Below are 25107 nucleotides of genomic sequence, written 5' to 3'. Positions count from 1 at the left end.
AGAGATCAATGTTTGATCCTAAACTAGCCATCGAGTGGCTGACAGCGAAGCAGAAGCTTTGCCTGAAAATGGAGCTGCCTCTAACGGAACTGGTGGTCGAGCTGTATGAGTATGTCGACCAGTTCAGTGAGCATAACCTTACCGGGCTATCTGACTTTCTAGCGTTGTATGCTGAACTGTTAGAGTCTTTGGATGAGACTGACCTAAAACAAGCCGAAACGGTGATGACAGAGATGTCGGAAGAACTGCAGGGCTTGTTTTCTAAATCGCCAGAGGAAGTCGCGCAAGGCTTAGTGACTTTATTGCAACGTGACGATTGGCCAGAGGCTGTGGCTGCAGAAGACGCTGAATTCCTACTCGAACTTTTACAAGATGATAGTCGCCAACTGCAACCACAATTACAGGTAAATGATGTTGAACAGGTTGAGGTGACTGCAGAAGTTGATGAGTTGAATGCATCTGAGACCGATTCAGAGTCACCTAGCCATCCGATCGCGGTTGAGTCGGTTGAGCTGCTAGGGACTATAGCTGCTGCACTACCCGATTTTGCTGAAGAACAATCTGACCACCTCTATGATCTGATTGATCATTGCTCCGAAGATGATTTAACCGGTCTGGCTGACATGCTGGCGCTTTATGGTGAGCTACTTCAGCAATTGGTTGAGTTGGAAGATACCCAGATCGCTTCGCAGTTAAGTACTGCGCTGATAAACCTTCTACAGAGCCTAGATCCTCAGCAGATCGAGCCAGCACTCGAATTGATGAAAGCTCCTGATTGGGTAGAACCCGTTGCCGATGAAGATGCTAGCTTCCTGATCGAACTGTTACAGAGCGATTGTAAAACCTTAGCGGGTGATACAGCACAAGCTATCTCTGCTGATATAGAAGACGCTGCAGCAGAATATGAAGCAGCGAATAATCAAATAGAATCTGTGATATCTACTGAGCAATGTCTGCCAGAACTTGTGTCATTGCTTCGCCAAATGGCGGCGGATATCACCCTATTTGAATCCGAATATACTGATCGGTTCTACGATTTAATCGATCGTTATTCCGAAGAGGATTGGACCGGTATCGCTGATATGTTGGCCCTGTATGGCGAATTATTACAGCAACTCGAAGAGCTCGATGGCACTCACATCGCGACCAAGCTCAATAGCGCTATTATTCGCCTGTTAGAGCAGCCGTGTGAGCAGAATATCGATTCACTACTGGCTCTTATGAGCGATTCAGCATGGGTTGAGCCGGTGCCTGAAGAGGACGGTAGCTTCCTTCGCGATCTGTTAATGGGCGATTGTCAGAAGCTAAGTTCGTCTTCGGATCAAGACGTACAAAGCGAATTACTTGAGCAGCCTATCGGCGCTGATCTATCAGCGCTTCCGAAGACAGCTCCGCAAAGCAATATTGCTCATCAATTACCCGAATTACTGCCCTTACTACAGCAGATGGGTGAAGACCTTGATCGCTTTGAAGAGCTGCATTCTGATCAATACTACGAGTTAATCGATGATTACTCTGAGGCCGATTGGACCGGTATTACCGACATGCTGGCGCTGTACGGTGAGCTATTACTGCAAGTTCCCGAATTATCAGAGCAGGCGATAGCAGAGCAGCTACATCAAGCGATAGGAAATCTATTACGGTCAGCTGAAGATCAACAGATTGAACCTGTATTGAGTTTGATGGTTGAGTCGAGCTGGTCAGAGCCTGTATTGGCTGAAGATACTGAGTTCTTAAAACCATTACTGGCGCAAGATTTAGAGCGGTTACGCTCAGATATTAACGCAAACGACCCATCTGATGAGCAAGCTGACACCGTTGACGCGCTGGTTTCTGACGATGAACCAAGCATTGCGATTCTGCCTGAGCCACCGACTTTCTGCGAGATTGACCAGACCGTGTTGGAGCAGGGGAATGCTCAAGTGGATCCTGCGGTAGTCACAATGCTGTCGCAATCAGTCCAGCAGCTATCCGATCAGTGGCTACAGACGGAGATAGAGCCATCAACGCTAGAAGAGAGCATCGATGGCCTAGAGACCGTTATTCGTGCGCTCAAGACTATTAACCTCAACGGCGCCAAAGTTCTGGTTGAAGGTTTAATTGCGAACTTAAGCTATCTACAGCAACATCAGATTCCGCTACTAGAAAACAAAATTAACGCAGTTTATAACGCCCTTAACTGCTTACTGGATTACTTCTCTGATCTCGGAGCTGCAGAACATCAACAAGCACTGTTAACTGCCTTCAGCCATGAATCTCTACCGTGCAGGCCTACGGCTGACGAAACTAAATACATTACCGATCTATTCGCGTTAGCTTCGCTACAGACCAGCGAAGATCTGGTACGTGATGAAGCAAAACCGGAAGACGTTGAGTTGCATGAATCCGGGGAAATTGATCCTCAGTTATCGGATATGCTGCACAACGAACTGCCCACGCTGTCGGATGAATACTTAGACAGTATCCAGCAGCTATTGGATCAGGAGCACAAACCAGCATTGCGTAGTGCCCAACGTGCGGTGCATACCTTGAAAGGCCTCGCCAATATGGCGGGTATCAAGGGTTTGGCTAACTTGGCTCACCGTTTAGAGGATGTGCTGGAATTCTTAGCGGATCAGGATCAGCTACCTACAGGTAGTTTGAAGGATGATCTGTTTGAGGCGTCTGATTGTCTAGCAGCAATGGCAGAGGCCATCACCGCAGGCGGAAGTGCGCCTGATAATGCGCTTTCGACGCTGCAGTTGATGATGGATTGGGATTACCGCTTAAAAACAGAAGGTGTGGACGCCCTTGATAAAGAACAAGAACGTACCGCTGTAGAGCCGGCGGTTGCAAGTGCTGGTGATTCTGCTGATCTGACTGAAAACACACAAGCGAGTGAAGCAGAGGCTCCTACAGCAGACTCCGCTCGAGAAGAGAATCAGGTCTTCCGAGTACCGCGTACCGTATTGGATACACTGTTCCGTTTGGCGGGTGAATCAAGCACGTTGAACGCCCAGCTTGATGAAGAGGTGACTCAGCTACGCGGCTTTACTCGAACGAACCGTGAGCGCCACCGTAACTTGCAGCGTGTTCTCTTTGAATTGGAACAACAGTTCAGCGAACAGATGAATTTACAGCCTCATCTGGATGAAAACGCGGATGACTTCGATCCACTCGAAATGGACCGCTATAACGAAATGCACACGACAATCTCACGTGTGCAAGAGGCTGTAGCCGACGTGCGTGAGGTTACTCAGGAGATGGAAGGGCATATCCATAGCTTGAGTACACTGCATATCGCACAATCCAGCTTGCAGAAAGAGACCCTCGACAATGTCTTAAGTACACGACAAGTCGAAGTCAGTACGATCTCTTCACGTTTACAACGTATCTTGCGTCAGGTGTGCCGTTCTACCGGTAAAGAAGCGCGTTTAATTATTCAGGGTGAAGATACGCTGGTGGATAGCAATATCTTGAACCAGCTAGCTGACCCGCTGATGCATATCATTCGAAATGCGGTCGATCATGGTTTAGAAAGTACAGGTTTAAGGCGTCAACGAGGGAAGCGAGAGCAGGGTACGATTACCCTCGGCTTCAGTCTTCATGACGGTCAGATCGACGTAAGTTGTACAGATGACGGTGATGGCATAAATACCCAGCGCGTATTAGCAGTGGCCCACGAGAAGAAATTGATCGAGCCAGATCTACCACTGAGCGCGGATGATGTTCACCGACTTATCCTGATTCCAGGTTTCTCCACCCGCGATCAGATCAGCCAGTTGTCGGGTCGTGGCATTGGTATGGATGTAGTGTATCAGCAGATCCTGCGTCTACAGGGTACTTTAGATATTCAATCCTCTGCAGGCGAAGGTACCTCCTTTACCTTGGCGATGCCGGCCAGCTCATTGATGGTTAAAACCTTATTGGTTCGCTGCGGTAAGCAGGTATTTGCATTGGCAGGGCATGGTGTTGAGCAAAGCTTAATCTCGTTGGATGGTAAGTTCCAAGAGACAGAAGAAGAGCTGTGCTTTATCCACGAGGGTGAGAGTTACCCAGTGTTTATGCTGGAAAATCTTCTGCATCAACGCAAGCATCTCTATCTTGAGCCAGGTGCAGTACACCCTGTACTGATCGTTAATATGGCCCAAGGTGAGCGAGTGGCTGTTTTGGTGAAAGAGATCATCGCTCACCGAGAACTGGCCTTTAAACAGATGGGCGAATATGTACCTGATCTGCCAGGTATTCCGGGCCTAACTATTCTTGCCAACGGTGAAGCGGCGCCAATCGTCGACTTACCGGCCCGTATTCGCCATCAACGTACCACCTTGTCTGATCAGCCTGTGCTACTAGACAATGAAATAGATATAGAACTTCCACGTCTTCTGGTAGTGGATGATTCTTTGAGTGCGCGGAAATCCCTTGAGACTCTGTTGAAAGACACAGGTTATGAAGTGATGACGGCGATAGACGGTTTGGATGCGTTGAATCAGGTGCGTAAGCGCCAGCCTGATTTGATTCTAACCGATATGGAGATGCCTCGAATGGGAGGCGTTGAATTATCGACCATCTTGAAAAACCGTGAAGAAACGGCTCATATCCCAGTGATAATGATCACCTCACGATCGACTGATAAACATAGATTAGAGGCAACGGATGCAGGAGTCGATGTGTATCTGACCAAACCATGGTCAGAAAACCATTTGTTAGATCAGGTGGAGAGCTTATTAGCTGAAGCTTGCATCTAAAAAGGAGTATCTGATGCGTTTAATTCGTTATGTTTTGATGAGTTTTCTCTTTCTCAGCGGTCACAGTGCTGCTGAGATAACCTCGATTGAGCATGCCATAAATACAGCTTCTCACCAGAGTATGCTGACTCAGCAGATGCTGAAGGACTATATGCTTATTGGTTTGTCCGTGCGTGGCCGCAAGGCAGAGCAAGAGTTAGCTGAATCGATCGACGATTATGAAGAAACTCAAAAACTGATTTTGGATTACGCCAAAACGGATGCAGAGAAACAAGCTTTAAAGCGTGCAGTTGATCAATGGGAAGTGGTTAAGCCGCTCTACCTTGCAAAGCCAACACGTGAGAAGGCAACCGAAGTACGACAAGCAACTGAACTGCTGCTGCAACAGTGGAGCGCGGTCACAATGGAGATCGTTGAAAATAACGACAGTCGCTTCGGTAAAGTAATCAGCACAGCGGGTTTTGTCCGTATGTTGGCGCAACGTGTAACTAGCCACTATGCGCTTCGTGCTTGGGGTTTCCAAGATGAGTACAGCGAAGCCTTTATCAGCTCTCTACAGCTGTTTGAACAGAACCGATCGGAGCTAGAAGGCGACCCACTTAATAACGATCAGATCAAAGCCGAATTGAGCAAAATCCAACGGGACTTCAAGCGCTTTAAGGGACTATCAGATTCCGCGTCTGATAAAGGTCGTTTGGCCTTAGTGGTGAGATCTGCAGAAAAGATTACCACCAGTATGGATAAAGTCACTGCGATGTATGTTTATCAAGGCTTGAGCTTTTAAGGGTTGAGGTATTAGGGGTTATTGATTAAGAGGTTGTGGAATGAAAGGGAACAAAGAAATAGAGCGAAAAGGTATGGAAATCCTAAAGCAATTTCTTAGTGAAGAGTTTTCTAACAAAGAAATAGAAGAATGGGATAAGCATAAAATAGCTGAATATGGATGTGATTTAATAATTACAGTTGATAATGTGGATTATTTTATTGAGCTTAAATCAAGTTCCCGCCACCCATATCGTGACAATCTAAGAATGACCCCAAGCACTATTACAAGGTGCGCTAATAAGGGCGTGTTAGATAAATTGATCATTGCTTTGGTTACAAATGTATTTAGTGAAACTGAGCCTCATGTTAGCTTCATCCCGTTCTGTAATATTGAAAGTGATCGCTTTTTTGTTGATGTGAAATTTGGTTTCAAACCCCATCATGTGGAGGAAATAAACTTCTCAGGCCTTGCCCTTGCCAATAGTAATTTAAGCGATAAGCAAGGCGTTAACTCGCATCTTCAGTTTGCATTAGCTGATAAGCTTGGGATAAAACCTTCATAGGGTGCAATAGTGAAACCTATTGCACCACTGTCAGGTGTCTTCAGATAGTAAGAACTAGCTTACCCTGAGTTCTGCCAGATCTGCTGGCATCAAAAGCATCGCCGACGTTTTCAATCGGATAAGTATCTGCTAGTTGTAGCTGCAGCTTACGGTCGGCATAAAGGCCTGCTAAGCGATCTAGCTGTTCGCTATTCGCTTCTACACGGATAGGCTCCACTTTCACCTTCATCGCTTTGCCGGCCGCGATAACCTCATCTTTGGTCACTGAGGGTAGGGTCACTAGCGTACCGCCAGGCTTCACGCAGTTAAGCGCTTCGATACCGATCTCGCCGCCCATACCGTCAATAACCAGATCGACATTATCGATATGATCGGTGATTTTGTCGTTGTGGTAATCGATCACTAGGTCCGCGCCGAGTGATTTCAAGAACTCATGGTTTTTAGCCGATGCAGTCGTTGCAACGCGCGCGCCCATCCATTTCGCTAGTTGAATCGCTAAGTGACCGACACCGCCAGCACCTGCCAGAATCACCACTTGCTGGGATGCCTGTAGGTGGCCTTTATCAAACAATGCCTGCCATGCGGTTAGACCTGCTAAGCCTAGGCCTGCAGCCGCTTCAACTGGAAGGCCTTCAGGACGAAGGCTAATCTGATCTGCTGGAGCTGCAATATACTCAGCAAAGCAGCCAGCCGCTTCAGGGAAGCGGATTAAACCGAATACTTCATCACCGACACTAAATTCAGTGACATCATCGGCAACGGCTTCAATCGTGCCTGCAAACTCCCAACCTGGAACAAAAGGTAGCTCGCCAATAAATGGTGCTGCGCCACCACCCGAACAGGTTTTCCAATCGATCGGGTTTACGCCTGTGGCTTTGTTTTTGACGAGGACTTCACCTGAATTCAGTTCAGGTTTATCCAGTTCGGTATATTTTAAGACGTCGTTGGAACCAAACTGTGAAATTTGTATCGCTTTCATTTACTACTCCAGCAGCTGCGTAATACTAGCGTCGTTAATCTGCGCTATGGTCTGGTGGAAAAATAAGTTGCTCAACCAAGGCAGTGCAGCCGACTACATTGTTTTTTGGTACGCTAGGGAACCTTTTTCGGTTCAAAGGTCATCTGATCAATGAGCCGTAAGCATAAAACGGGTTACTTTCTACTGGCAATAAGTAAAGGCGAATGTGATGTATCTGGCAATATTAGAGCAATTTTTATTTTGGGGTGGTTTGCTAGTATTTTTGGTTTCTCTAGCGATGTACGCTGGACGCACCAAAGACTTTAAGTCGCTGGTGGAATTTTGGAAACCTACCATGGATATGACAAAGCGGGAATTTAACGTAAACCGCGTCGGTCTTATGATGATGATAGGTGCTGTTGCGATTAAATTAATTGTATTTTTAACTTACTAAAAGGTAATTATGAAAGGAAATCCAGTAAGAGGTGGAAGCTATGTTTTACGGGGCTTGCAGATGTTGCCAGACCCGGAGATTCGTCCCTTTGTACTTGTCCCACTACTAACCAATATTGTGCTGTTTGTAACCGCGATTTGGTTATTGTTTAGTAACTTTGGCGCTTGGGTCGATAGCTTAATTACAACGTTTCTACCTGATTGGGAGTGGTTGCAGTTCCTGCACTACGTTTTATGGCCAGTGATGGCCTTGTTAGTAATTGTCTTTGTTTATTACGGCTTCTCTATAGTCGCCAATATCATTGCTGCGCCGTTTAATGGCTTCCTATCTGAGAAGGTGGAGAAGCGTCTACGCGGTGATGTCGTCACTGACGATGGTTGGAAAGAGGTGATAGCGCTGATCCCAAGAGCGATTGGCCGCGAGCTTTCTAAGCTTGCCTATTACCTGCCGCGTGTTTTGTTTCTGTTGGTGTTGTCGTTTATTCCGGTGATTAACCTGATCTCGCCTTTCTTGTGGATCTTGTTCGGCGCTTGGATGATGGCGATTCAGTACTGCGACTATCCGATGGATAACAACAAAGTTAGCTTCAAGAATATGAAGCTGATGTTGAAATCTGATCGCCTAACGTCAATCGGTTTTGGTGGCTTGATTCAACTTGGCATGTTGGTGCCATTATTGAACTTGATCCTTATGCCTGCTGCGGTAGTTGGTGCAACCATCTACTGGGTCGAGGCCCACTCAACAAGTGAGATCGATCTGGACCAAAAACGTCTGGAATCGTAAATAAAAAAACGGCCTGCTTTGAGCAGGCCGTTTTGTTTTATCTCTTCAAAATAAGTTTAAGCGGAGTGTTCATCTTCCACATGAGACGGTGCGATCATCTCTGTTGGGAAATGGCAGGCAAAGGTGCTGCCTTTCCCTAGCTTACTCTTAATCGTTAGCTGGCCACCGTGACGCGCCAGCACGTGCTTCACAATGGCTAAGCCAAGGCCGGTGCCGCCACTGGCAGAAGAACGACTCTCATCCACACGATAGAAACGCTCGGTTAGACGTGGCAAGTGCATCGCCTCAATACCCGGACCTGTGTCTGTCACCGAGAAGTGGCCGCCTTGTTCGTCGGTCCACCAACGAACTTCAATCTTGCCGTTCGCCGGGGTGTAACGCACGGCGTTAAATACTAGATTGGAAAAGGCACTGTGTAGCTCAATCTCTTGGCCGTTAAGGTCAAAAGCGTTGTCGATATCGAGCGTGATCTTATGATCTTTATCTAGTGTTTTCGCCAGTTGCTCCGCATCTTCGACAATATGAGTCAGGACACTGCGGATCTGGATCGGGTGTTCGTCCGATGCTTGATTACTGGCTTCTAAGCGAGAAAGCAGCAATAGGTCTGAAACCAAGTTTTCCATTCGGCGCGCTTGGTTTTGCATAGAACTCAGACCGCGCAGCAACGGTTTTGGAAGAGCTTGGTCCAAGAAGGTCTCCAAGTACCCCCTGATCACCGTAAGCGGTGTACGCAGCTCGTGAGAAGCGTTAGCAACGAAGTCTTGTCGTGTTTGTTCCAAACGCATCAGACGAGAGACATCACGTGCGACTAACAGACGGTCTTCATCACCAAAGCGTGTAATATGGAATTGAATCTGAATATCACTGTGTGCCGGTGACGGTAGAGTAATCGAGTCGTTGTATTGACCGCGTTTGTAATAGCGAACAAAACGCGGATCACGCAGAAGGTTCATGACCGGCATACCGCGGTCCGATTCCTGATTAAGCCCTAATAGATGGTTAGCAGACTCATTCCACCACTCTAAGTTGTGGTGTCTATCGATGATGATAATGGCATCGGAGAGGGCGGAAGTAGAGTCCTGAAAGCGCGAGATAATGCTTTTTAAGCGATCTTCGCGCTTTTGACGACCACGCTGCAGGCGTGAAAGCTCATCAAAAAGCTCACCCCAATGGCCTGTGCACTCTGGTGGTTCCTCTTCCACTTCGGATTGGAACCACTGCATCAAACGATTGAATTGGCGTGCCTGAAAGATGGCCCATACAAATAGGCTTAATGCTAATGCCCAACTTGGGTAACCAATTAATAGCCCCAAAGCAAAGGAGCATCCACTCACCAGCAATAAGCTGGTAAACATCGAGTGGCGGTTTTTGTGCATGGCTTTTCCTTGCTAACTAATCAGGCTACATCGGCAGAGAAGCGGTAACCCGTTCCTCTGACAGTTTGTACCAGATAGTCATGACGCTCGCCAAGTGCTTTTCGTAAACGACGGATATGAACATCAACAGTACGTTCTTCAACGTAGACGTTACCACCCCAAACCATGTCCAGTAGTTGGCCACGAGAGTAGGCACGATCTTGGTGTGTCATAAAGAATTGCAGTAGGCGAAATTCAGTCGGGCCCAGTTCGATTGGTGACTGATCAGAGGTTACGCGGTGCGAAATAGGATCTAGGGTTAGACCGTCCACTGTGACTGGCTCTTCAATACCTTTAGGCGTTGTACGGCGCAGTACAGTCTTGAGACGGGCTACAAGTTCGCGTGGTGAAAAGGGCTTAGTGATGTAATCGTCTACACCGGTTTCTAGACCTTTAATTTTATTATCTTCATCGGCTTTAGCCGTGAGCATAATAATTGGGATATCGGCAGTGGTTTCATCTTTGCGCAGACGGCGCGCAAATTCGATTCCGCTCATGCCTGGCATCATCCAGTCCAACAAAACCATATCTGGCTTGTCATCCACGATCAGGCCGTGTGCTTCTGTGGCATTGCTTGCTTCGAAGCAGTCGTAGCCAGCCATTTCTAGCGCAACAGCGATCATTTCGCGAATTGGCGCCTCATCATCAACAATCAGGACGCGTTTGGATAGAGACATGCGTAATTGCCCTTTTCAACTCAATTTATCGACGCCAATATTAGAAGACAATAGTGTTACACAAATATGACAAACGGTAACAATTCACCATAAACAGTTAAAAAGTAGCTGATTTTGGGGCGTTTTACAGTAAATCTAAGGCCGCATAATGGCCTGCAAGGCCAATAAAAATCGCAAGGCCAACGTAATGATTATTCAAGAAAGCCTTAAAGCAGGCATCGCGCTCGCGATCTCTAATCAATAGTTGCTGATAGACAAATAAAACGCCTGCCACAGCAAGGCCAACATAGTAGATCCAGCCCAGTTGTAACTTCATTCCCAGTAGTACAAATGTCAGTAGGGTAGAGGCCTGAAGCACACCAATAATCACTTTATCGGCATCGCCAAATAGAATAGCGGTCGATTTGACCCCGATCTTAAGGTCATCATCGCGATCCACCATGGCATACATGGTGTCGTAGGCTACAGTCCATAGCAGAGTTGCTATGTAGATAAGCCATGCATAAGCTGGAACGGTTTCAGTTACGGCGGTAAAGGCCATAGGGACCGCCCACGCAAATGCAGCGCCTAGCACCACCTGCGGTAGATGGGTGTAGCGCTTCATAAACGGATAGCAAGCTGCGAGTAAGAGGCCGCCACCGGATAACAGGATAGTGGTGAGATTGGTAAAGAGTACGGCAATAAACGCGATCAGCATCAATCCGGCAAACAGCACTAAGGCTTCTTTGGCGGTCACTATACCTGCTGGAATAGGGCGCTGTGCGGTACGTTTTACATGACCATCAATTTTACGGTCAGCAAAGTCATTGATGACACAACCAGCCGAGCGGGTTAGGAAAACCCCAAGGGTAAAGATAATAAGGATGTCATAGCTTGGAACACCTTCGGCTGCAATCCAAAGTGCCCAGTAGGCTGGCCAAAGCAGTAGATAGATCCCAATTGGCTTGTCTACGCGCATAAGGCGACTGTAACCAATCAGTTTTTCTTTGGTCGAAATCGGTGTTGAGGTGCTCGGTGAAGCCATGATCAAGCTCTGCTTAACAAGGTTTCGGCCATTCTACCTCTCCAGCTGGTCGCTGGAAACGCTGAGTTAATCTTAACTCGCGATGAGAGCGGTTACCCCCTAGTTTTCTCCTCTGTAGAGAGGAAAAACTGACTTCCCTGTGCAACCGTTCCATCTTGTATCTATAGCTACCGGTTATTACAGCATGATTTGAACCTGATCATCGACAAAGCGAGCAGGCCACACTGGTACGCTGACATCGGGTTCTTCGATGCAGGCACCTGAGCTAAGTGAAAAGTGTTGTTTGTATAAAGGCGATGCCACCATCGGCTCGCCTTGCAGATCGCCGATCAAACCGCGAGATAGCACGTTAGAACCGCTAAACGGGTCGTTGTTACCTACGGCAAAGATCTCGTTTTCATACTCTGGGATATAGAACAGTGCGATCTGTTGGCCCTCATGCATAGCGGCGACGCCAGAATGAGGGATAAGGTCGTTTTTGCTGCACAGATCGATCCATTCAGCGTTGCTATCAACAGTCGTCATAATAAATATCTCCTAATCGCTAGTTATGCTGGACGGATCTGATCACGTTCCATGATATGAACGATCTGCGGATCAGCCTGCTCTTCAGTGTTCACGAAAGTACGGAAACGTTTTAGTTTCTCTTCGTCTTCTAGTGTCGACTTCCACTCACACTGATAGGTCTCTACTACATGGCTCATTTGTGATTCGAGTTCTGCGGCAATCTCTAGTTTGTCATCGATTACCACTTCGCGAAGGTAATCTAGACCACCTTCTAAGTTATCCATCCAAACCGACGTACGCTGTAGACGGTCCGCTGTTTTCACGTAGAACATTAGGACACGGTCGATGTAGCGAACCAGTGTTTCGTCATCTAGGTCGGTCGCAAATAGATCGGCGTGACGAGGTTTCATACCACCGTTACCGCAAACATAGAGGTTCCAACCGTTTTCCGTCGCAATTACACCGATATCTTTACTCTGCGCTTCCGCACATTCACGGGTACAGCCTGATACAGCAAATTTGATTTTGTGAGGTGAGCGCAAGCCTTTGTAGCGGTTCTCAAGTTTGATCGCCATGCCAGCACTGTCATTGACACCGTAGCGGCACCAGGTGCTACCTACACAAGATTTCACAGTACGTAGGGACTTACCGTAGGCGTGACCTGTTTCGAAACCAGCATCGACGAGTTCTTTCCAGATCAACGGTAGTTCGTGTAGCTGAGCGCCGAATAGGTCGACACGCTGACCACCGGTGATTTTGGTGTAAAGGTTATATTTCTTCGCAACCTGACCTAACACGATCAGTTTGTCTGGTGTGATCTCACCGCCGGCAACACGAGGAACGATGGAGTAAGTACCGTTCTTCTGCATGTTCGCCATAAAGGTATCGTTAGTATCTTGTAGAGATACCAATGGCTCTTCCATGATGTGCTCATTCCAGCAAGACGCCAAAATTGAACCAGCAGTAGGCTTACAGATCTCACAACCTAGGCCTTTACCGTGTTTTTCTAGTAGTTCAGAGAAAGAGCGGATGCCTTCAACACGAATGATGTGATAAAGCTCTTCACGGGTGTATGCAAAGTGCTCACAAAGGTCGGTATTTACTTCAACACCGCGTTTTTCTAATTCGCAATCAACAACGCTCTTCAGCATCGCTGCACAGCCACCACAACCCGAAGCGGCTTTTGTGGCATCTTTGACGTCTGCAACAGAGGTTGCTCCTTCATCGATAGAGCAGCAAATCTGACCTTTAGTTACGTTTAGGCAAGAACAGATAGTCGCTTCGTCTGGTAGCGCATCTGGACCTAATGCTGGTGCAGCCGAACCATCCAGCGATGGCAGGATTAGACTTTGTGGCTTTTCTGGTAGATCGATACCGTTAAGCGCATATTGTAGTAAAGTATCGTATTTACTGTTATCACCTACCAGTACTGCACCTAGAAGCTTAGTGCGATCTTCAGAGACAACGATACGGTAGTAAACCTGCTCGTCTTCATCAGAGTAGCGGTAGCTGATGCTGCCCGGTGTCTGACCGTGAGCATCACCGATAGAGCCTACATCTACACCTAGAAGCTTCAGTTTGGTACTCATATCAGCGCCAGTAAAGGCGCTGTCATCGCCCGCAATTGCAGCCACAGCTGTTTTAGCCATAGTGTAACCCGGAGCTACCAAACCAAAGATCTGGTTGTTCCAAAGTGCACATTCACCAATCGCATAAATGTTTTCATCAGAAGTACGGCACTGATCGTTAACCATGATGCCGCCACGTTCGCCAATCTCTAGGTCACTTGAACGTGCTAACGTATCTTGTGGGCGGATACCTGCGGAGAACAGGATCAGATCGGTTTCTAGGTGTGTACCGTCGCTGAAGTTCATGCGGTAGGTATGTTCTTCACCAGCAACGATCTCAGTTGTCGCTTTGTTGCAGTGAACATCTACATCCAGATCTTCAATTTTATTTTTCAGTAGCTCGCCGCCATCTTCGTCTAACTGCACTGGCATTAGGCGCGGTGCGAATTCAACCACGTGAGCTTTAAGGCCCAGAGATTTCAGGGCATTCGCTGCTTCTAGGCCCAATAGGCCACCACCCACTACAACGCCAACTTTAGCCGATTTCGCACATGCTTGGATCTTATCTAGATCTTCTAAAGTGCGATAAACAAAGCAGGCATCACCATCATTACCCGGTATCGGGGGGACAAATGGGTAAGATCCGGTCGCCAAGACCAAGGTGTCGTAGGGATATGTACCTTGTTCTGTGATGACCTGCTTTGCATCGCGATCGATTTGCGTAGCACCTTCGCTCAAGTGAAGGCTTACGCTATGACTTTCATAAAAGTTATCTTCTACCAGACACAGATCCTGATACGTGGAACCGCCAAAATATTCAGAAAGATGGACACGGTCATACGCTGCGCGATCTTCTTCAGCCAGGATGTGAACGTCATATTCATTCGCGCTCTCTCCCGTTACAAAGTTTTCGACAAAGTGGTGTCCTACCATGCCGTTACCAATAACGACTAACTGTTTTTTAGGGCTGCTTGTCATAGCGGAATTACCTATATTTTGTTCTTCGATAACCTCGTCGCAAAGTGGGCTGCCAAATAGCAGCTGCGATCTACAGGCGCTCAAATCTGTGTTGTTCTTTAATTGGTCCAAATACCATTGGCCTTCACGTACATCGCCATACAAAACGGCACCTTTCAGGCGATTGTCTTGTAACCAAAGCTTGCGATAGTGATTGAGCTTCAGATCGTGATAAACCAAGGTTTCGGTGTTTTCGTCATCGCTTAAGTCACCGCAGGAGAACAGTTCCACTCCGCTGATTTTCAGCTGAGTAGCAACCGCTTCTTCCACATACTGCGCTGACTGCTCTAATAGGGTTGCGGTTAGAATTTCGGCTTGTTGCCAAATCGGTGCGACTAAACCGTAAGTAAATTGATCAAACTGGCAGCATTCGCCCAGTGCAAAGATGTCGCTATCACTGGTGCGCATCTGGTTATCGACACAGATGCCGCGCTCGCAGGTTAAGCCGCTCTGTTCAGCGAGTGCTTTGTTTGGTGTTACGCCGATCGCGGTAATAACCAGATCAGCTTTTAACTTCTCGCCGTCTGATAGATGAACAGATTCAACATGTTCCTCACCAACAATGGCTTCAGTAACTGCATCTAGACGGAATTTAAGGCCGCGCTCTTCCAGAGAGTTCAACAGCATCGCTGCAGCTGTGCTATCTAACTGGTTGTTCAGTAGGTAAGGTGCGCGTTGCAGGACCGTGACATCCATACCCAGAACTCGCAGACCTTCTGCGGCTTCCAGACCTAAGAAACCACCGCCGATCACAACTGCATGTTTGTGGCTTTTTGCCATCTCTTTCATGCGGTCTACATCTTTCAGGGTGCGGAAATTCATCACGCCATCCAGATCGAGGCCCGGTAGAGGTACGCGAGTCGGGTAAGAGCCTGTAGCCATCACCAACTGGTCATATTCAACTTCTATGCCTGATTGGCTAATAACTTTCTTGTTCTCACGATCAATAACTTCTACTGGATCGCCACTGTGTAACTGGATCCCCTGTTCCGCATACCACTCATGTGTCAGCGTAATAATATTTTCCAGTGGCGCTTCACCGCTTAGTAGGTGAGATAACAAAACGCGGTTATAGCTGCCGCCGGGTTCTTCACCAAAAACAGTAATATCAAACTGGCCTGCCGCCGATTCGCTCAGGCATTGCAGTAGACGGCCTGTTGCCATGCCGTTGCCAATAATGATTAGTCGTTTTTTCATCTCAAACCCAACGTCAAAAAATAAAAAAAGGCGTTATCCATGCAGCACTTCAGGAAAGTGCCGATGGAGAACGCCTTTGTTCTCTTAGCCCGATTTTTGTAACTAAAACTGCAGAAAAATCACCCCAACAGATATTTGTTACGCAATAGATATAGCAGGGGGTGTGCCAATTTAAATAAAATGCTTATAAAACATATAGTTAGTTTTTCTTGGTTTTTTTAATGCTCACAATAAGAGTGTGAATTTGAAGCATAAAGCTATTGTTGTGACCTGTTATGGTGCGCTGCAATAGGGCGTAGATCATTCCAGCATGCTTAATAGAACCAAATTGGAGATCAACAACACTCCGGCTAGAAGCTTCCAAACCAATACTGGGTTTTTCTCCAATAATGGTTGGTGCTGAATCTTGGCTGCCAGTGCATGGTTCGGACGGGTGAAATCTTTTTCAAACTCAGAGAATGCGTCATAACGGAAACGCGGATTAGGTTGCAGCGCTTTACGTAAGCAGCCTTCGACCCAAAGCGGTAGATCTTTGCGATGGTGCAGAGCCGGAATATATTCCAGCTCGGCGTAGTTAGCGATCTCTGCAGAAGAGGATGACATCTCTTTGTAGGGCAGCTTCCCGGTGATCATCTCGTAAATGATGACAGCAAAAGAGAACAGATCCGATTTAAAGCTGCCGGATTCTCCCATCAGATACTCAGGTGCAATGTAATTCACCGAACCTTGCGGAATCGCTTTATCTAGAGGTGAGCTCATCTCCTCGATACCCGCTATTTTCGCAGTGCCAAAGTCGATAATTTTTACCCTCCCATCCTGATTGATCATGATGTTTTCGGGTTTAAGGTCCTGATGCACCATATCTGCTCGTTGGAACGCTCTTAGCCCTTGAATGATCTGCTTAGCGAGCTTGCGCACCTCATCTAACGGTGGATTAGGATTGTCGTTCATCCACTCGCGCAGGTTCATCCCCTGAATGTGCTCACCGACATAATAGAGAAACAGCTTTTGCTGTCGGCACGGATAGGTTTTCATCACATGGTGATGATCGATCCGTTGCCCCACCCACTCTTCGCGGATAAAGCCATCCAGGTATAAGGAATCATCGGAGAAATTAGTTGATGGCGCTTTGAGTACGTATTGCTGGTGAGTTTCTCTGTCTTTCACCAGATACATATGGCTTCGCGTGCCACTAAAAATCAGGTCGAGTATTTCATAGCCATCGATCTGATTGCCAACTTTCATCACTGGAGGAATAGGCAATTGAGTCAGTTGTTGGTGACTCTCTTCCAGCGATTTTACGGGCAGTTCATCGACACAGATGATCAGCGCAGTGAGGTTATCGTCACTGCCTTTAGCTAAAGCACTGCTAATCAGTGTATCCGCGGCTTTTTCCGGATCAGAAAAAGCCTTCGCGAGAACCTCTTTCATCTCGGCGCGGGTTAAAAAATCGTGCACCCCATCGGTGGTCATCAATAAGAGGTCGCCATCATTGAGTGGTCGAGTCGAATAATCGACTTCTAAATGACGATCGCCCCCTAAAGCCCTAGCTAAGTAACTATGCCCGCCCGATTTTCGCACATGATCTTGGCTCAACTGTTCCAGCTCTCCTTGCTGGAAGTGATAGATGCGTGAATCTCCCACATGGAACATATGTAGGGTGTTGGACTTAATTACCAAGGCCGAGAAGGTACAAAGCATATTGTCCTGCTCGCGATGGCTAAGGTTATTCTCTTTGTGCAACCAGCGGTTTAAGGCAGTCATTACACGGGATACTGAGTTTCGTACACTCCAACTATGGGGCGTACTGAAATAGTCCTGCATAAAACTGGTAACACTGGTTTGGCTGGCAATATGGGAATCTGCGCAGCTGCTGACACCATCGGCAATCACTGCCGCAGCCCCTTTGAACTCCCGATCTGCCTTGTCTGGAATATGAGCCGCAAACGCATCCTGATTGACGGGTTTGATCCCCGCAATTGATTTACCGCCAAAGCGTATAGATAACGTTTTCTTACTCATATTCATGCCTATCGCAGAATCAGAAAAGCAGCCCAATCAGATTGGGCTGCGTAAGTTTTGCCTCTCTCTTAAAGGCAAAATTGCTACGAGCTCTTGTCTAAAGTCTCTTACCTTCTTAGCGAAGAAATCGTTTTATGAAACTTTAATCAGTTCCACTGTACCGTCTTCATTTACTTCCGCCATGTGACCTTTTGGTTCTTCTAGCAGTAGTAGTGCCAAGAAACCAAGTACAGCCGTTACTGCGATCACGGTGAAGAAAGTAGAGTAATCAACCATCGATAGTACAGTTAGATAAAACACTGCGCCTACGTTGCCGTACGCACCTGTCATACCGGCAATCTGACCTGTCAGACGACGCTTGATCAGTGGTACAACCGCGAATACAGCACCTTCACCCGCCTGTACAAAGAAAGAGCATGCCATCGCAGCCGCAACGGCTAGGAATAGTGGCCATGTACTATCAATCATAGACATCGTTGCATAACCTGCAGCCAAACCAGCGGTTAGAATCAATAACGTTTTCTTACGACCGAAACGGTCACTGATCCAACCACCACCTGGGCGGGACATTAGGTTCATGAATGCGTAAGCAGAGGCTAGAAGACCTGCGTAAACCATATCTAGCTCGAATACTTCAGAGAAGAACAGTGGCAGCATAGACACAACTGCTAGTTCAGAACCGAACGTCGCGAAGTAAAGTACGTTCAGTACCGCAACCTGCTTGAATTTGTACTGCTCAACTTCAGGAACTGGCTTCTCAAAGATCTCTTTGTTTACTTTGTATGCACTTACACAATCGTAAACAAGGATTGCACCTAAGCTCACATAGATTGCTACTGCAGCCATATCAGAAAGGATAGATACACCTGCTGGTGAAAGCTTCCACGTTAGCAGAGAAAGAGCAGCGTACATTGGCAGCTTCATGATTAGCATGAAGACGAAGTCTCCTTTGCTGGTTACTTCCATGCCGCCAATTTTCTTCGGCTTGAAGTAAGTAGAGCCTTTTGGCGTATCAGATACGTTTTTGTACCAGATAAAGCTGAAGCCAAGGCTCATCAAGCCAGTTAGGCCTACTGCGTAACGCCAGCCGTCTTCACCACCAAACATCAATGCCAGCGTTGGTAGCAACATAGCGCCTGCAGCCGAACCGAAGTTACCCCAGCCGCCGTAGATGCCTTCTGCAGTACCCAGCTCATTTGCAGGGAACCACTCACTTACCATACGGATACCGATTACGAAGCCCGCACCGATAAAGCCTAGTAGGAAACGTGAAATCGCTGCCTGAGCAAAGTCAGTGGATAGAGCAAAAAGGAAACACGGAATACTGGCGATAAACAGTAGCGCAGCGTAAGTGATACGAGGGCCGTATTTATCGGTCAGCATACCAATGATGATGCGAGCAGGAATGGTTAGCGCAACGTTCAGAATAAGAAGTGTTTTTACTTCAGCTGGCGTTAGGCTCAGTGATTGGGCAATTGCACCCAGTAATGGAGCATGGTTGAACCAGACAAAAAACGTAATAAAGAATGCCATCCAGCTCATGTGCAAAATCTTCATTTTGCCGCTGAAAGCAAAAATATTTAGCTTTCCTGAGTCGTTCATAATAGGGGCCTCGTAAGGTTTTAAAAGCAATAAAAAAGGCGCTCAGACCTCTGTCCTTAACCTTGGGTGGTAGGTTAGGGAGAGAGGTATGAACGCCTTTGTTCGATCCAATGCGAGGATTTACCGCTCCATCGTTGGAGCATTCAGACTAGCTAATAAGGTGCGCTGTATTGGTGCGCTTTTTTAGCTGTGCACTGCTTTAGCCTGATCCAATCCTATAAATCACCATTGAAATGTAGGGTTTTGGTGCTTAAGCAGCTTGTTCCTCGCTTTCTGCTTTATCATCCTGCACATCCTGTGCCAGATCCTGCTTTTTATCCTCTTTTGGTGCGGAATCAGTGCTATCAGGTTTGCGCTGCTTCTCATATAGGAAGGTCAGAACTTCATGACGATAGTGGTTGTACTGTGGGTCATCCGCCAATGCGATACGGTCACGTGGACGCGGCAGGTCGATTTCAAGAATCTCACCAACAGTCGCAGCTGGACCATTGGTCATCATCACAATACGGTCAGATAGCAGTACTGCTTCATCGACATCGTGGGTAATCATGATCACGGTGTTGTTGAGATCTTTTTGGATCTCCATCAGAGAGTCCTGCAGGTGAGCACGGGTTAGGGCATCCAAGGCACCAAATGGCTCATCCATCAGCATTACGGTCGGTTCCATTGCTAGGGCACGGGCGATACCGACACGCTGCTTCATACCACCGGAGATCTCATCAGGACGTTTGTCCATCGCGTGATCCATGTGTACGAGCGATAAGTTGTGCTCAATCCACTCGCGCATCTCTGCTTTTGATTTCTGCTTACCGAAAACCTGTTTCACGGCTAGCTCAACGTTTTCGTAAGCGCTTAACCATGGCAATAGGGAGTGGTTCTGGAAAACCACTGCACGTTCAGGACCCGGTGCGTTGACCTCTTTACCATCAAGCAGGCAGCCACCTTTAGTTGCTTGATAAAGGCCTGCAACGATATTCAGTACAGTCGATTTACCACAACCGGAGTGACCGATTAGCGAGACAAACTCACCTTTATTAATGGTTAAGTTCACATCCTGTAGCGCTTTAAATGGGCCATTAGGGGTTGGGAAATCAATATCTACTTTTGTTAGTTCTAAATGCTTTGGAGGCTGAGTCATGATAATTCTCCTGCCGAGAGGCTTGGCCTCTCAGGCTCTAAATTCTGTGAACGTTTTTCTTAACGTCTTATTTATCTAAGTACCGCAGTCTTATCCCAAGACACTTTCTTCTGTAGGAACAACATAACGCGGTCTAGTAGGAAGCCGATTAGACCAATCACAAGCACGGCTACCATGATTCGGCCTAGGGAGCTGGAGCTACCGTTCTGGAACTCATCCCAAACGAACTTACCTAGACCTGGGTTTTGCGCCAGCATCTCTGCGGCGATCAACACCATCCACGCGATACCCAGCGATAGACGCAGACCTGTGAAGATCATTGGGATAGAGGATGGCAGTACAATTTTTGTGACATGGGCGAACCAGCTCAGACGTAGTACCTGAGATACGTTCTGTAGATCTTTGCTGATGCTAGATACACCTACCGCTGTGTTAAGCAGTGTTGGCCACAAACTACATAGAGATACAGTGATTAGAGATGTCACAAAGGACTTAGCAAACATTGGATCCTTGCTGACATAAACCGCACTGACAACCATAGTAACCAGCGGCAACCATGCCAGTGGTGATACCGGTTTAAACAACTGAATTAACGGGTTCAGTGCAGAGTAAAGCGTATTGTTTAAGCCGATCACGATACCCGCAGGGATAGCGATCAGGGATGCCAGAATAAAGCCTGACAATACCGTTACTAGGCTAGTGCCGATCTGATCAAAGAACGTCGGGTTGCCTGTGTAAGGGCGAATTTTTACTTTAGCGTTTGGATCTTTTTCTAGTTTCTTAGCGTTACGCTTCTCTTGGCGCTCATAGAAAGAGGCCTCTTTATTACGTTCATTCTGGTGATCGTTCACCAAATTGATTGATTGTTCATACACTGCCATTGGGCCCGGGAATGCGCCCAAGGATGTATTAATGCTTTTCGCGCCGATCTCCCATACGAAAAGGAAAATTAGTAGACCAACCAGAGGTACCAGAAGGGTTTTGCTGAACTTCTTTAGATTGTCTTTCGGATTTTCAAAAAAGGCACTGATGCCTGATAGTGCTGATGTATTACTCATAACTTGCTACTCCCTCGTTGACCTGAATTCCTCCCCCGAAACCAAGGGGGAGGAATATGCTTAACCAGTCAGATTAGATTTTCTGTTCTGGTTGCAGACCAATGTTGAACTTCTTCAGGTAGTCGTTTGGCTTCTTACCGTCGTAAGTGATGTTGTCGATGAAGTGAGTCTGCGGAGCACGGAAACCATCTTCAGTATTGAAGTCTGGGAACATGTCTGGCGTCATCTTACCTTCTTCGATTAGCTCTTTAGCTGCTGTTGCGTAGATATCAGGACGGTAAACTTTCTTCGCGATATCCATGAACCACTGGTCAGACTTAGGTTCAGAGATCTGACCCCAACGACGCATCTGAGTTAGGTACCAGATCGCATCGGAGTAGTACGGGTAAGTCGCGTTGTAACGGAAGAATACGTTGAAGTCTGGCACTTCACGCTTATCGCCTTTTTCGTACTCAAATGTACCTGTCATTGAGTTAGCAATAACGTCGTAGTCCGCACCAACATAGTTAGGCTGAGACAAGATTTTTACTGCTTCTGAGCGGTTCGCATTGTTGTTATCGTCCAACCATTTAGCTGCACGGATCATCGCTTTAACAACACGAAGGTGAGTATTCGGGTTTTCATCTGCCCATGCTTTAGATACACCAAATACTTTCTCTGGGTTGTTTTTCCAAATCTCGTAGTCAGTTACTACAGGTACACCAATACCTTTAAATACAGCCTGCTGGTTCCATGGCTCACCTACGCAGTAACCGTAGATCGTGCCTGCTTCCATTGTTGCTGGCATCTGTGGTGGCGGTGTTACAGATAGTAGGGCATCGGCATCGATCGTACCGGATGTATCACCTTTATGCGGTGCGTAGTAACCTGGGTGGATACCGCCCGCTGCTAGCCAGTAACGTAGCTCATAGTTGTGGGTAGATACTGGGAATACCATACCCATATTAAATGGCTTACCGTCGTCTTTATATTTCTCAACAACAGGTTTTAGTGCATCGGCTTTGATTGGGTGTACTGGTTTGCCATCAGCTTGTTTAGGCACATACTCTTTCATTTGATCCCAAATATCGTTAGATACAGTGATCGCGTTACCGTTAAGGTCCATAGAGAATGCAGTGATGATATGAGACTGCGTACCGAAACCGATAGTGGCACCTAGCGGCTGACCTGCAAGCATGTGTGCGCCATCAAGCTGACCGTCAATGACGCGGTCGAGAAGAACTTTCCAGTTTGCTTGCGCTTCTAGCGTTACGTAGAGGCCTTCATCTTCAAAGAAGCCTTTTTCGTACGCAACCGCTAGAGGAGCCATATCTGTCAGTTTGATAAAACCAAACTTCAGATCTTCTTTTTCAGGCTCACCAATTGCTGCCCATGCAGGGACGGTAATTAATGATGCAGCTAAAACTGCACCGCTGATAACTTTACTTAGTAGAGCCTTTTTCTTCTTAAGCATGGATCGTTCTCCCAATCTTAAAAACAAAAAGGCGCCGAACATGATCACATCACTGTGATCAGCCGAGGCGCCTTTGCCTAGTTTCAAATTTTGTGACCTTCTGGGTCATGTTTAACTTTTAGAGTGCACCGCCATTGGTGCTCTCATTTGTTATCTAATAGAGCAGATGCTGTGCCAGAGTTTATTGAACTCAATAAAAACAATAAGTTATGGTAGTTCTGTGTGTTTCTGTAAGTTTAGGTCGTGGTTTGTTGCGGTGCACAATAGGGCTTTTGGTCATTAAGTTGGTGCAAAAGTGCGAGAGCAAAAATGGGGCAAGTGAAGCTTGTTTTGGGGCGAAAGGTTTAAAAAGGGGCTTTAAATGGAATAAAGATTATCAATAGAAGGGCGGGTTTTAGGATCGGAGCTTTGTAGAGAAAAAAAGCTCAGTTCTTATGAACTGAGCCTGTTCTTTTCAATTTAGATTTAAGCGCCGATCCAGTCGTGATATAGATCTTTGCGATAGACGTTATGAACGATCTCATCTTGATCAAATGCCTGCTCGCCAATCTGGCCGCATTTACGCATCTGATCGATTAAGAACAGCCCATGGTCAGGATCTGGGCAGTTCACATTCTCGCCGGAGAAATGCTGCTCCATCGAATAGGGTGGAGTGAACTTAGATAGTTGCTCTGCTGCTTGATCTAAATAAGGTGGCAGTGCGAGTAGTTTTAATATCTCAGCCTGATTACTTGGATCTTCTGCCCATAGGCAGGCTTCGTGGAGTGCTTTAATTAAAGCGCGGTGGGTATTTGGGTGTTGATCAGCCCACTGTTGCGTGACGCCCAGCACTTTCTCCATATGGGAGCCCCAAATCTTATGGCCGGTACTCACAAGGCCACCAATCTGTTGCACTAAAGCTAAGCTATTCCAAGGTTCACCTACGCAGTAACCATCAATCAGACCGGTGGAAAGGTTATCTAGCATTTTGGTCGGTGGTACCGCGACCAGCTGCACATCCTCTTCGGTATTGATGTTGTTCTGGTTTAACCAGAAGCGTAGTTGGTAGTGATGGTTTGAGTAGGGGTAAACGGTTGCGATAACCGGTTTGCGTCCGCTTTGTTGGATCAGCTCTTTAAACTGTTGGCCTACTTGCTCGCAGTCATCCCAATCAGAGATCTTATTCGACAGCGCTATATACAGTTCTTGCGATAGAGTGATAGCCGTACCGTTCTGGCTGAGGGATAACGCCGTCATCATCGGTGTAGGGTTACCGTTTAAGCCTAATGTTGCAGCCAGCGGCATTGGTGCCAGCATATGGGCTGCATCAAATAATCCAAAACTTACTTTGTCGCGAATAGAGGCCCAAGAGGACTCTTTACTCAGGATGACATTCAAACCATGTTTCTTAAAAAAGCCTTTCTCGCGCGCAACAACCAAAGGGGTACAATCGAGCAGTGCCACAAAACCTAGTTTCAGGTCAGTTTTTTCTAGTGTCAGTGCTTCTGACATATCAGCTCCTATCTCTTTTACTTACTCAGGCCGTTCGCCAGTTGTAAAACTTCAATCACATTTCGTGCCACATCGGGAATTTTCTGACCTCGGTCCATCGCAAGCTTACGCAGGGTTTGATATGCCTGTTCTTCGTCGCAGCCTTGATGCTTCATCAGCATGCCTTTGGCTTTCTCTATGGTTTTGCGTTCTGCCAGTTGGTTTCTGGTTTTCTCCAACTCTTCACGTAATAAACTGTGAGCATCGAAATGAGCAATCGCCGTATCCATAATCGCTTTTACGCGGTCTGGTTGTAGGCCGTCGGCTATATAAGCGCTGACACCGGCGTTGATTGCTTCGGCCATCGTCCTGCGGTCGTTCTGTTGTTCCGCAAAGAAAACGATCGGGCGTGGATTGTTCTGGCTCATCGTCGCCATACTTTCCAGCGTGTCACGGTTAGGTGAATCCATATCTATAATGACTATGTCGGGGTGGTTCTCCTCGACATGCTTATTTAGATCAGTGGTGTTAGGTAGATGACAGACAACATGGTGCCCTAGCGTATTTAACGCCTTCTCAAGCGCATTCACACGAATGGGCTCGTCATCGATCAACAGCACGTTTAAACAGTTTACTTTACTCATTAATCCAGTTCCGGAATTGGATAGCCTGTCATAAAGCAATATTTGTTCCATGGTTATTCGGGCGC

Annotated in this window: 18 protein-coding genes and 1 pseudogene; 5 read left to right on the top strand and 14 right to left on the bottom strand. The window is 47.0% G+C overall.

Going from position 1 to position 25107, the window contains the following annotated elements; genetic code table 11:
- Positions 1 to 8 precede the first annotated feature (8 nt).
- From ACMXYT_RS16700 to ACMXYT_RS16690, 3 genes are read left to right on the top strand one after another with little or no spacing between them, the layout of a single operon-like run.
- On the top strand, positions 9 to 4727 hold the full coding sequence (locus ACMXYT_RS16700; protein ID WP_415911708.1) for a response regulator: 4719 nt from the start codon (positions 9 to 11) through the stop codon (positions 4725 to 4727).
- Between the two features lie 13 nt (positions 4728 to 4740).
- Positions 4741 to 5511, top strand: coding sequence for a hypothetical protein (locus ACMXYT_RS16695; protein ID WP_415911707.1), 771 nt, complete (start codon positions 4741 to 4743; stop codon positions 5509 to 5511).
- Between the two features lie 40 nt (positions 5512 to 5551).
- Positions 5552 to 6055 (top strand): hypothetical protein, encoded by a 504-nt coding sequence (locus ACMXYT_RS16690; RefSeq protein WP_415911706.1) that lies wholly within the window; start codon positions 5552 to 5554, stop codon positions 6053 to 6055.
- A gap of 40 nt (positions 6056 to 6095) precedes the next feature.
- Here the strand turns inward: ACMXYT_RS16690 and ACMXYT_RS16685 are convergent, their stop codons facing one another.
- On the bottom strand, positions 6096 to 7034 hold the full coding sequence (locus ACMXYT_RS16685) for an NADP-dependent oxidoreductase (protein ID WP_415911705.1): 939 nt from the start codon (positions 7032 to 7034) through the stop codon (positions 6096 to 6098).
- 208 nt (positions 7035 to 7242) lie between these two features.
- On the opposite strand from ACMXYT_RS16685, the gene ACMXYT_RS16680 reads away from it, so the two are divergent.
- Together ACMXYT_RS16680 and cysZ are read left to right on the top strand one after the other, a co-directional pair.
- Entirely contained in the window at positions 7243 to 7467 is a 225-nt protein-coding gene (locus ACMXYT_RS16680) for a hypothetical protein (protein WP_415882917.1), read from the top strand.
- Positions 7468 to 7476: 9 nt separating this feature from the next.
- Positions 7477 to 8250, top strand: coding sequence for a sulfate transporter CysZ (gene cysZ / locus ACMXYT_RS16675; RefSeq protein WP_415899574.1), 774 nt, complete (start codon positions 7477 to 7479; stop codon positions 8248 to 8250).
- A gap of 56 nt (positions 8251 to 8306) precedes the next feature.
- Here the strand turns inward: cysZ and phoR are convergent, their stop codons facing one another.
- The 13 genes and pseudogenes from phoR to ACMXYT_RS16610 form a co-directional block, all read right to left on the bottom strand.
- Positions 8307 to 9626 (bottom strand): phosphate regulon sensor histidine kinase PhoR, encoded by a 1320-nt coding sequence (gene phoR / locus ACMXYT_RS16670; protein ID WP_415899573.1) that lies wholly within the window; start codon positions 9624 to 9626, stop codon positions 8307 to 8309.
- Between the two features lie 20 nt (positions 9627 to 9646).
- Positions 9647 to 10342 carry a phosphate regulon transcriptional regulator PhoB gene (gene phoB, locus ACMXYT_RS16665; RefSeq protein ID WP_415899572.1) on the bottom strand — a complete coding sequence of 232 codons (696 nt, stop codon included), beginning with the start codon at positions 10340 to 10342 and terminating at the stop codon, positions 9647 to 9649.
- Between the two features lie 124 nt (positions 10343 to 10466).
- Positions 10467 to 11366: a 4-hydroxybenzoate octaprenyltransferase gene (ubiA, locus tag ACMXYT_RS16660; RefSeq protein WP_415911704.1), complete on the bottom strand. Its 900-nt coding sequence runs from the start codon at positions 11364 to 11366 to the stop codon at positions 10467 to 10469.
- Between the two features lie 177 nt (positions 11367 to 11543).
- The gene (gene nirD / locus ACMXYT_RS16655) at positions 11544 to 11891 is read right to left on the bottom strand and encodes a nitrite reductase small subunit NirD (RefSeq protein WP_415899570.1); all 348 of its coding nucleotides are present in this window, start codon (positions 11889 to 11891) and stop codon (positions 11544 to 11546) included.
- A gap of 23 nt (positions 11892 to 11914) precedes the next feature.
- Positions 11915 to 14419, bottom strand: coding sequence for a nitrite reductase large subunit NirB (gene nirB / locus ACMXYT_RS16650; protein WP_415901139.1), 2505 nt, complete (start codon positions 14417 to 14419; stop codon positions 11915 to 11917).
- A gap of 150 nt (positions 14420 to 14569) precedes the next feature.
- Positions 14570 to 15622: pseudogene (locus ACMXYT_RS16645) on the bottom strand (NAD(P)/FAD-dependent oxidoreductase); the annotation flags it as partial.
- Positions 15623 to 15955: 333 nt separating this feature from the next.
- A complete protein-coding gene (locus ACMXYT_RS16640) occupies positions 15956 to 17677 on the bottom strand; it encodes a protein kinase domain-containing protein (RefSeq protein ID WP_415899569.1) in 1722 nt (573 codons plus the stop codon).
- Between the two features lie 132 nt (positions 17678 to 17809).
- Entirely contained in the window at positions 17810 to 19279 is a 1470-nt protein-coding gene (locus ACMXYT_RS16635) for a NarK family nitrate/nitrite MFS transporter (protein WP_415899568.1), read from the bottom strand.
- Positions 19280 to 19529: 250 nt separating this feature from the next.
- Positions 19530 to 20417, bottom strand: coding sequence for an ABC transporter ATP-binding protein (locus ACMXYT_RS16630; protein ID WP_415899567.1), 888 nt, complete (start codon positions 20415 to 20417; stop codon positions 19530 to 19532).
- Positions 20418 to 20488: 71 nt separating this feature from the next.
- Positions 20489 to 21475: an ABC transporter permease gene (locus ACMXYT_RS16625; protein ID WP_415899566.1), complete on the bottom strand. Its 987-nt coding sequence runs from the start codon at positions 21473 to 21475 to the stop codon at positions 20489 to 20491.
- A 73-nt stretch (positions 21476 to 21548) separates the two neighbouring features.
- Positions 21549 to 22928 (bottom strand): CmpA/NrtA family ABC transporter substrate-binding protein, encoded by a 1380-nt coding sequence (locus tag ACMXYT_RS16620; RefSeq protein WP_415899565.1) that lies wholly within the window; start codon positions 22926 to 22928, stop codon positions 21549 to 21551.
- Positions 22929 to 23393: 465 nt separating this feature from the next.
- The gene (locus tag ACMXYT_RS16615; protein WP_415899564.1) at positions 23394 to 24419 is read right to left on the bottom strand and encodes a CmpA/NrtA family ABC transporter substrate-binding protein; all 1026 of its coding nucleotides are present in this window, start codon (positions 24417 to 24419) and stop codon (positions 23394 to 23396) included.
- A gap of 17 nt (positions 24420 to 24436) precedes the next feature.
- Positions 24437 to 25042: an ANTAR domain-containing response regulator gene (locus tag ACMXYT_RS16610; RefSeq protein WP_415882905.1), complete on the bottom strand. Its 606-nt coding sequence runs from the start codon at positions 25040 to 25042 to the stop codon at positions 24437 to 24439.
- Between the last annotated feature and the right edge of the window lie 65 nt (positions 25043 to 25107).

The sequence above is a fragment of the Neptuniibacter sp. QD37_11 genome (genome assembly GCF_047778105.1).
Taxonomy (GTDB): domain Bacteria; phylum Pseudomonadota; class Gammaproteobacteria; order Pseudomonadales; family Balneatricaceae; genus Neptuniibacter.
The sequence above is the reverse complement of the archived record's forward strand: the minus strand, read 5'-3'. Positions and strand labels throughout refer to the sequence as shown.

Bases quoted from the DNA above. Each gene is read 5' to 3' on its own strand.
- cysZ (WP_415899574.1), top strand. From the start codon at position 7,477: ATGAAAGGAAATCCAGTAAGAGGTGGAAGCTATGTTTTACGGGGCTTG.
- ACMXYT_RS16625 (WP_415899566.1), bottom strand. From the start codon at position 21,475: ATGAGTAATACATCAGCACTATCAGGCATCAGTGCCTTTTTTGAAAAT.
- ACMXYT_RS16620 (WP_415899565.1), bottom strand. From the start codon at position 22,928: ATGCTTAAGAAGAAAAAGGCTCTACTAAGTAAAGTTATCAGCGGTGCA.
- ACMXYT_RS16630 (WP_415899567.1), bottom strand. From the start codon at position 20,417: ATGACTCAGCCTCCAAAGCATTTAGAACTAACAAAAGTAGATATTGAT.
- ACMXYT_RS16615 (WP_415899564.1), bottom strand. From the start codon at position 24,419: ATGTCAGAAGCACTGACACTAGAAAAAACTGACCTGAAACTAGGTTTT.
- nirB (WP_415901139.1), bottom strand. From the start codon at position 14,419: ATGACAAGCAGCCCTAAAAAACAGTTAGTCGTTATTGGTAACGGCATG.
- ACMXYT_RS16640 (WP_415899569.1), bottom strand. From the start codon at position 17,677: ATGAGTAAGAAAACGTTATCTATACGCTTTGGCGGTAAATCAATTGCG.
- ACMXYT_RS16700 (WP_415911708.1), top strand. From the start codon at position 9: ATGTTTGATCCTAAACTAGCCATCGAGTGGCTGACAGCGAAGCAGAAG.
- ACMXYT_RS16680 (WP_415882917.1), top strand. From the start codon at position 7,243: ATGTATCTGGCAATATTAGAGCAATTTTTATTTTGGGGTGGTTTGCTA.
- nirD (WP_415899570.1), bottom strand. From the start codon at position 11,891: ATGACGACTGTTGATAGCAACGCTGAATGGATCGATCTGTGCAGCAAA.
- ACMXYT_RS16690 (WP_415911706.1), top strand. From the start codon at position 5,552: ATGAAAGGGAACAAAGAAATAGAGCGAAAAGGTATGGAAATCCTAAAG.
- ACMXYT_RS16635 (WP_415899568.1), bottom strand. From the start codon at position 19,279: ATGAACGACTCAGGAAAGCTAAATATTTTTGCTTTCAGCGGCAAAATG.
- phoR (WP_415899573.1), bottom strand. From the start codon at position 9,626: ATGCACAAAAACCGCCACTCGATGTTTACCAGCTTATTGCTGGTGAGT.
- ubiA (WP_415911704.1), bottom strand. From the start codon at position 11,366: ATGGCTTCACCGAGCACCTCAACACCGATTTCGACCAAAGAAAAACTG.
- ACMXYT_RS16610 (WP_415882905.1), bottom strand. From the start codon at position 25,042: ATGAGTAAAGTAAACTGTTTAAACGTGCTGTTGATCGATGACGAGCCC.
- phoB (WP_415899572.1), bottom strand. From the start codon at position 10,342: ATGTCTCTATCCAAACGCGTCCTGATTGTTGATGATGAGGCGCCAATT.
- ACMXYT_RS16685 (WP_415911705.1), bottom strand. From the start codon at position 7,034: ATGAAAGCGATACAAATTTCACAGTTTGGTTCCAACGACGTCTTAAAA.
- ACMXYT_RS16695 (WP_415911707.1), top strand. From the start codon at position 4,741: ATGCGTTTAATTCGTTATGTTTTGATGAGTTTTCTCTTTCTCAGCGGT.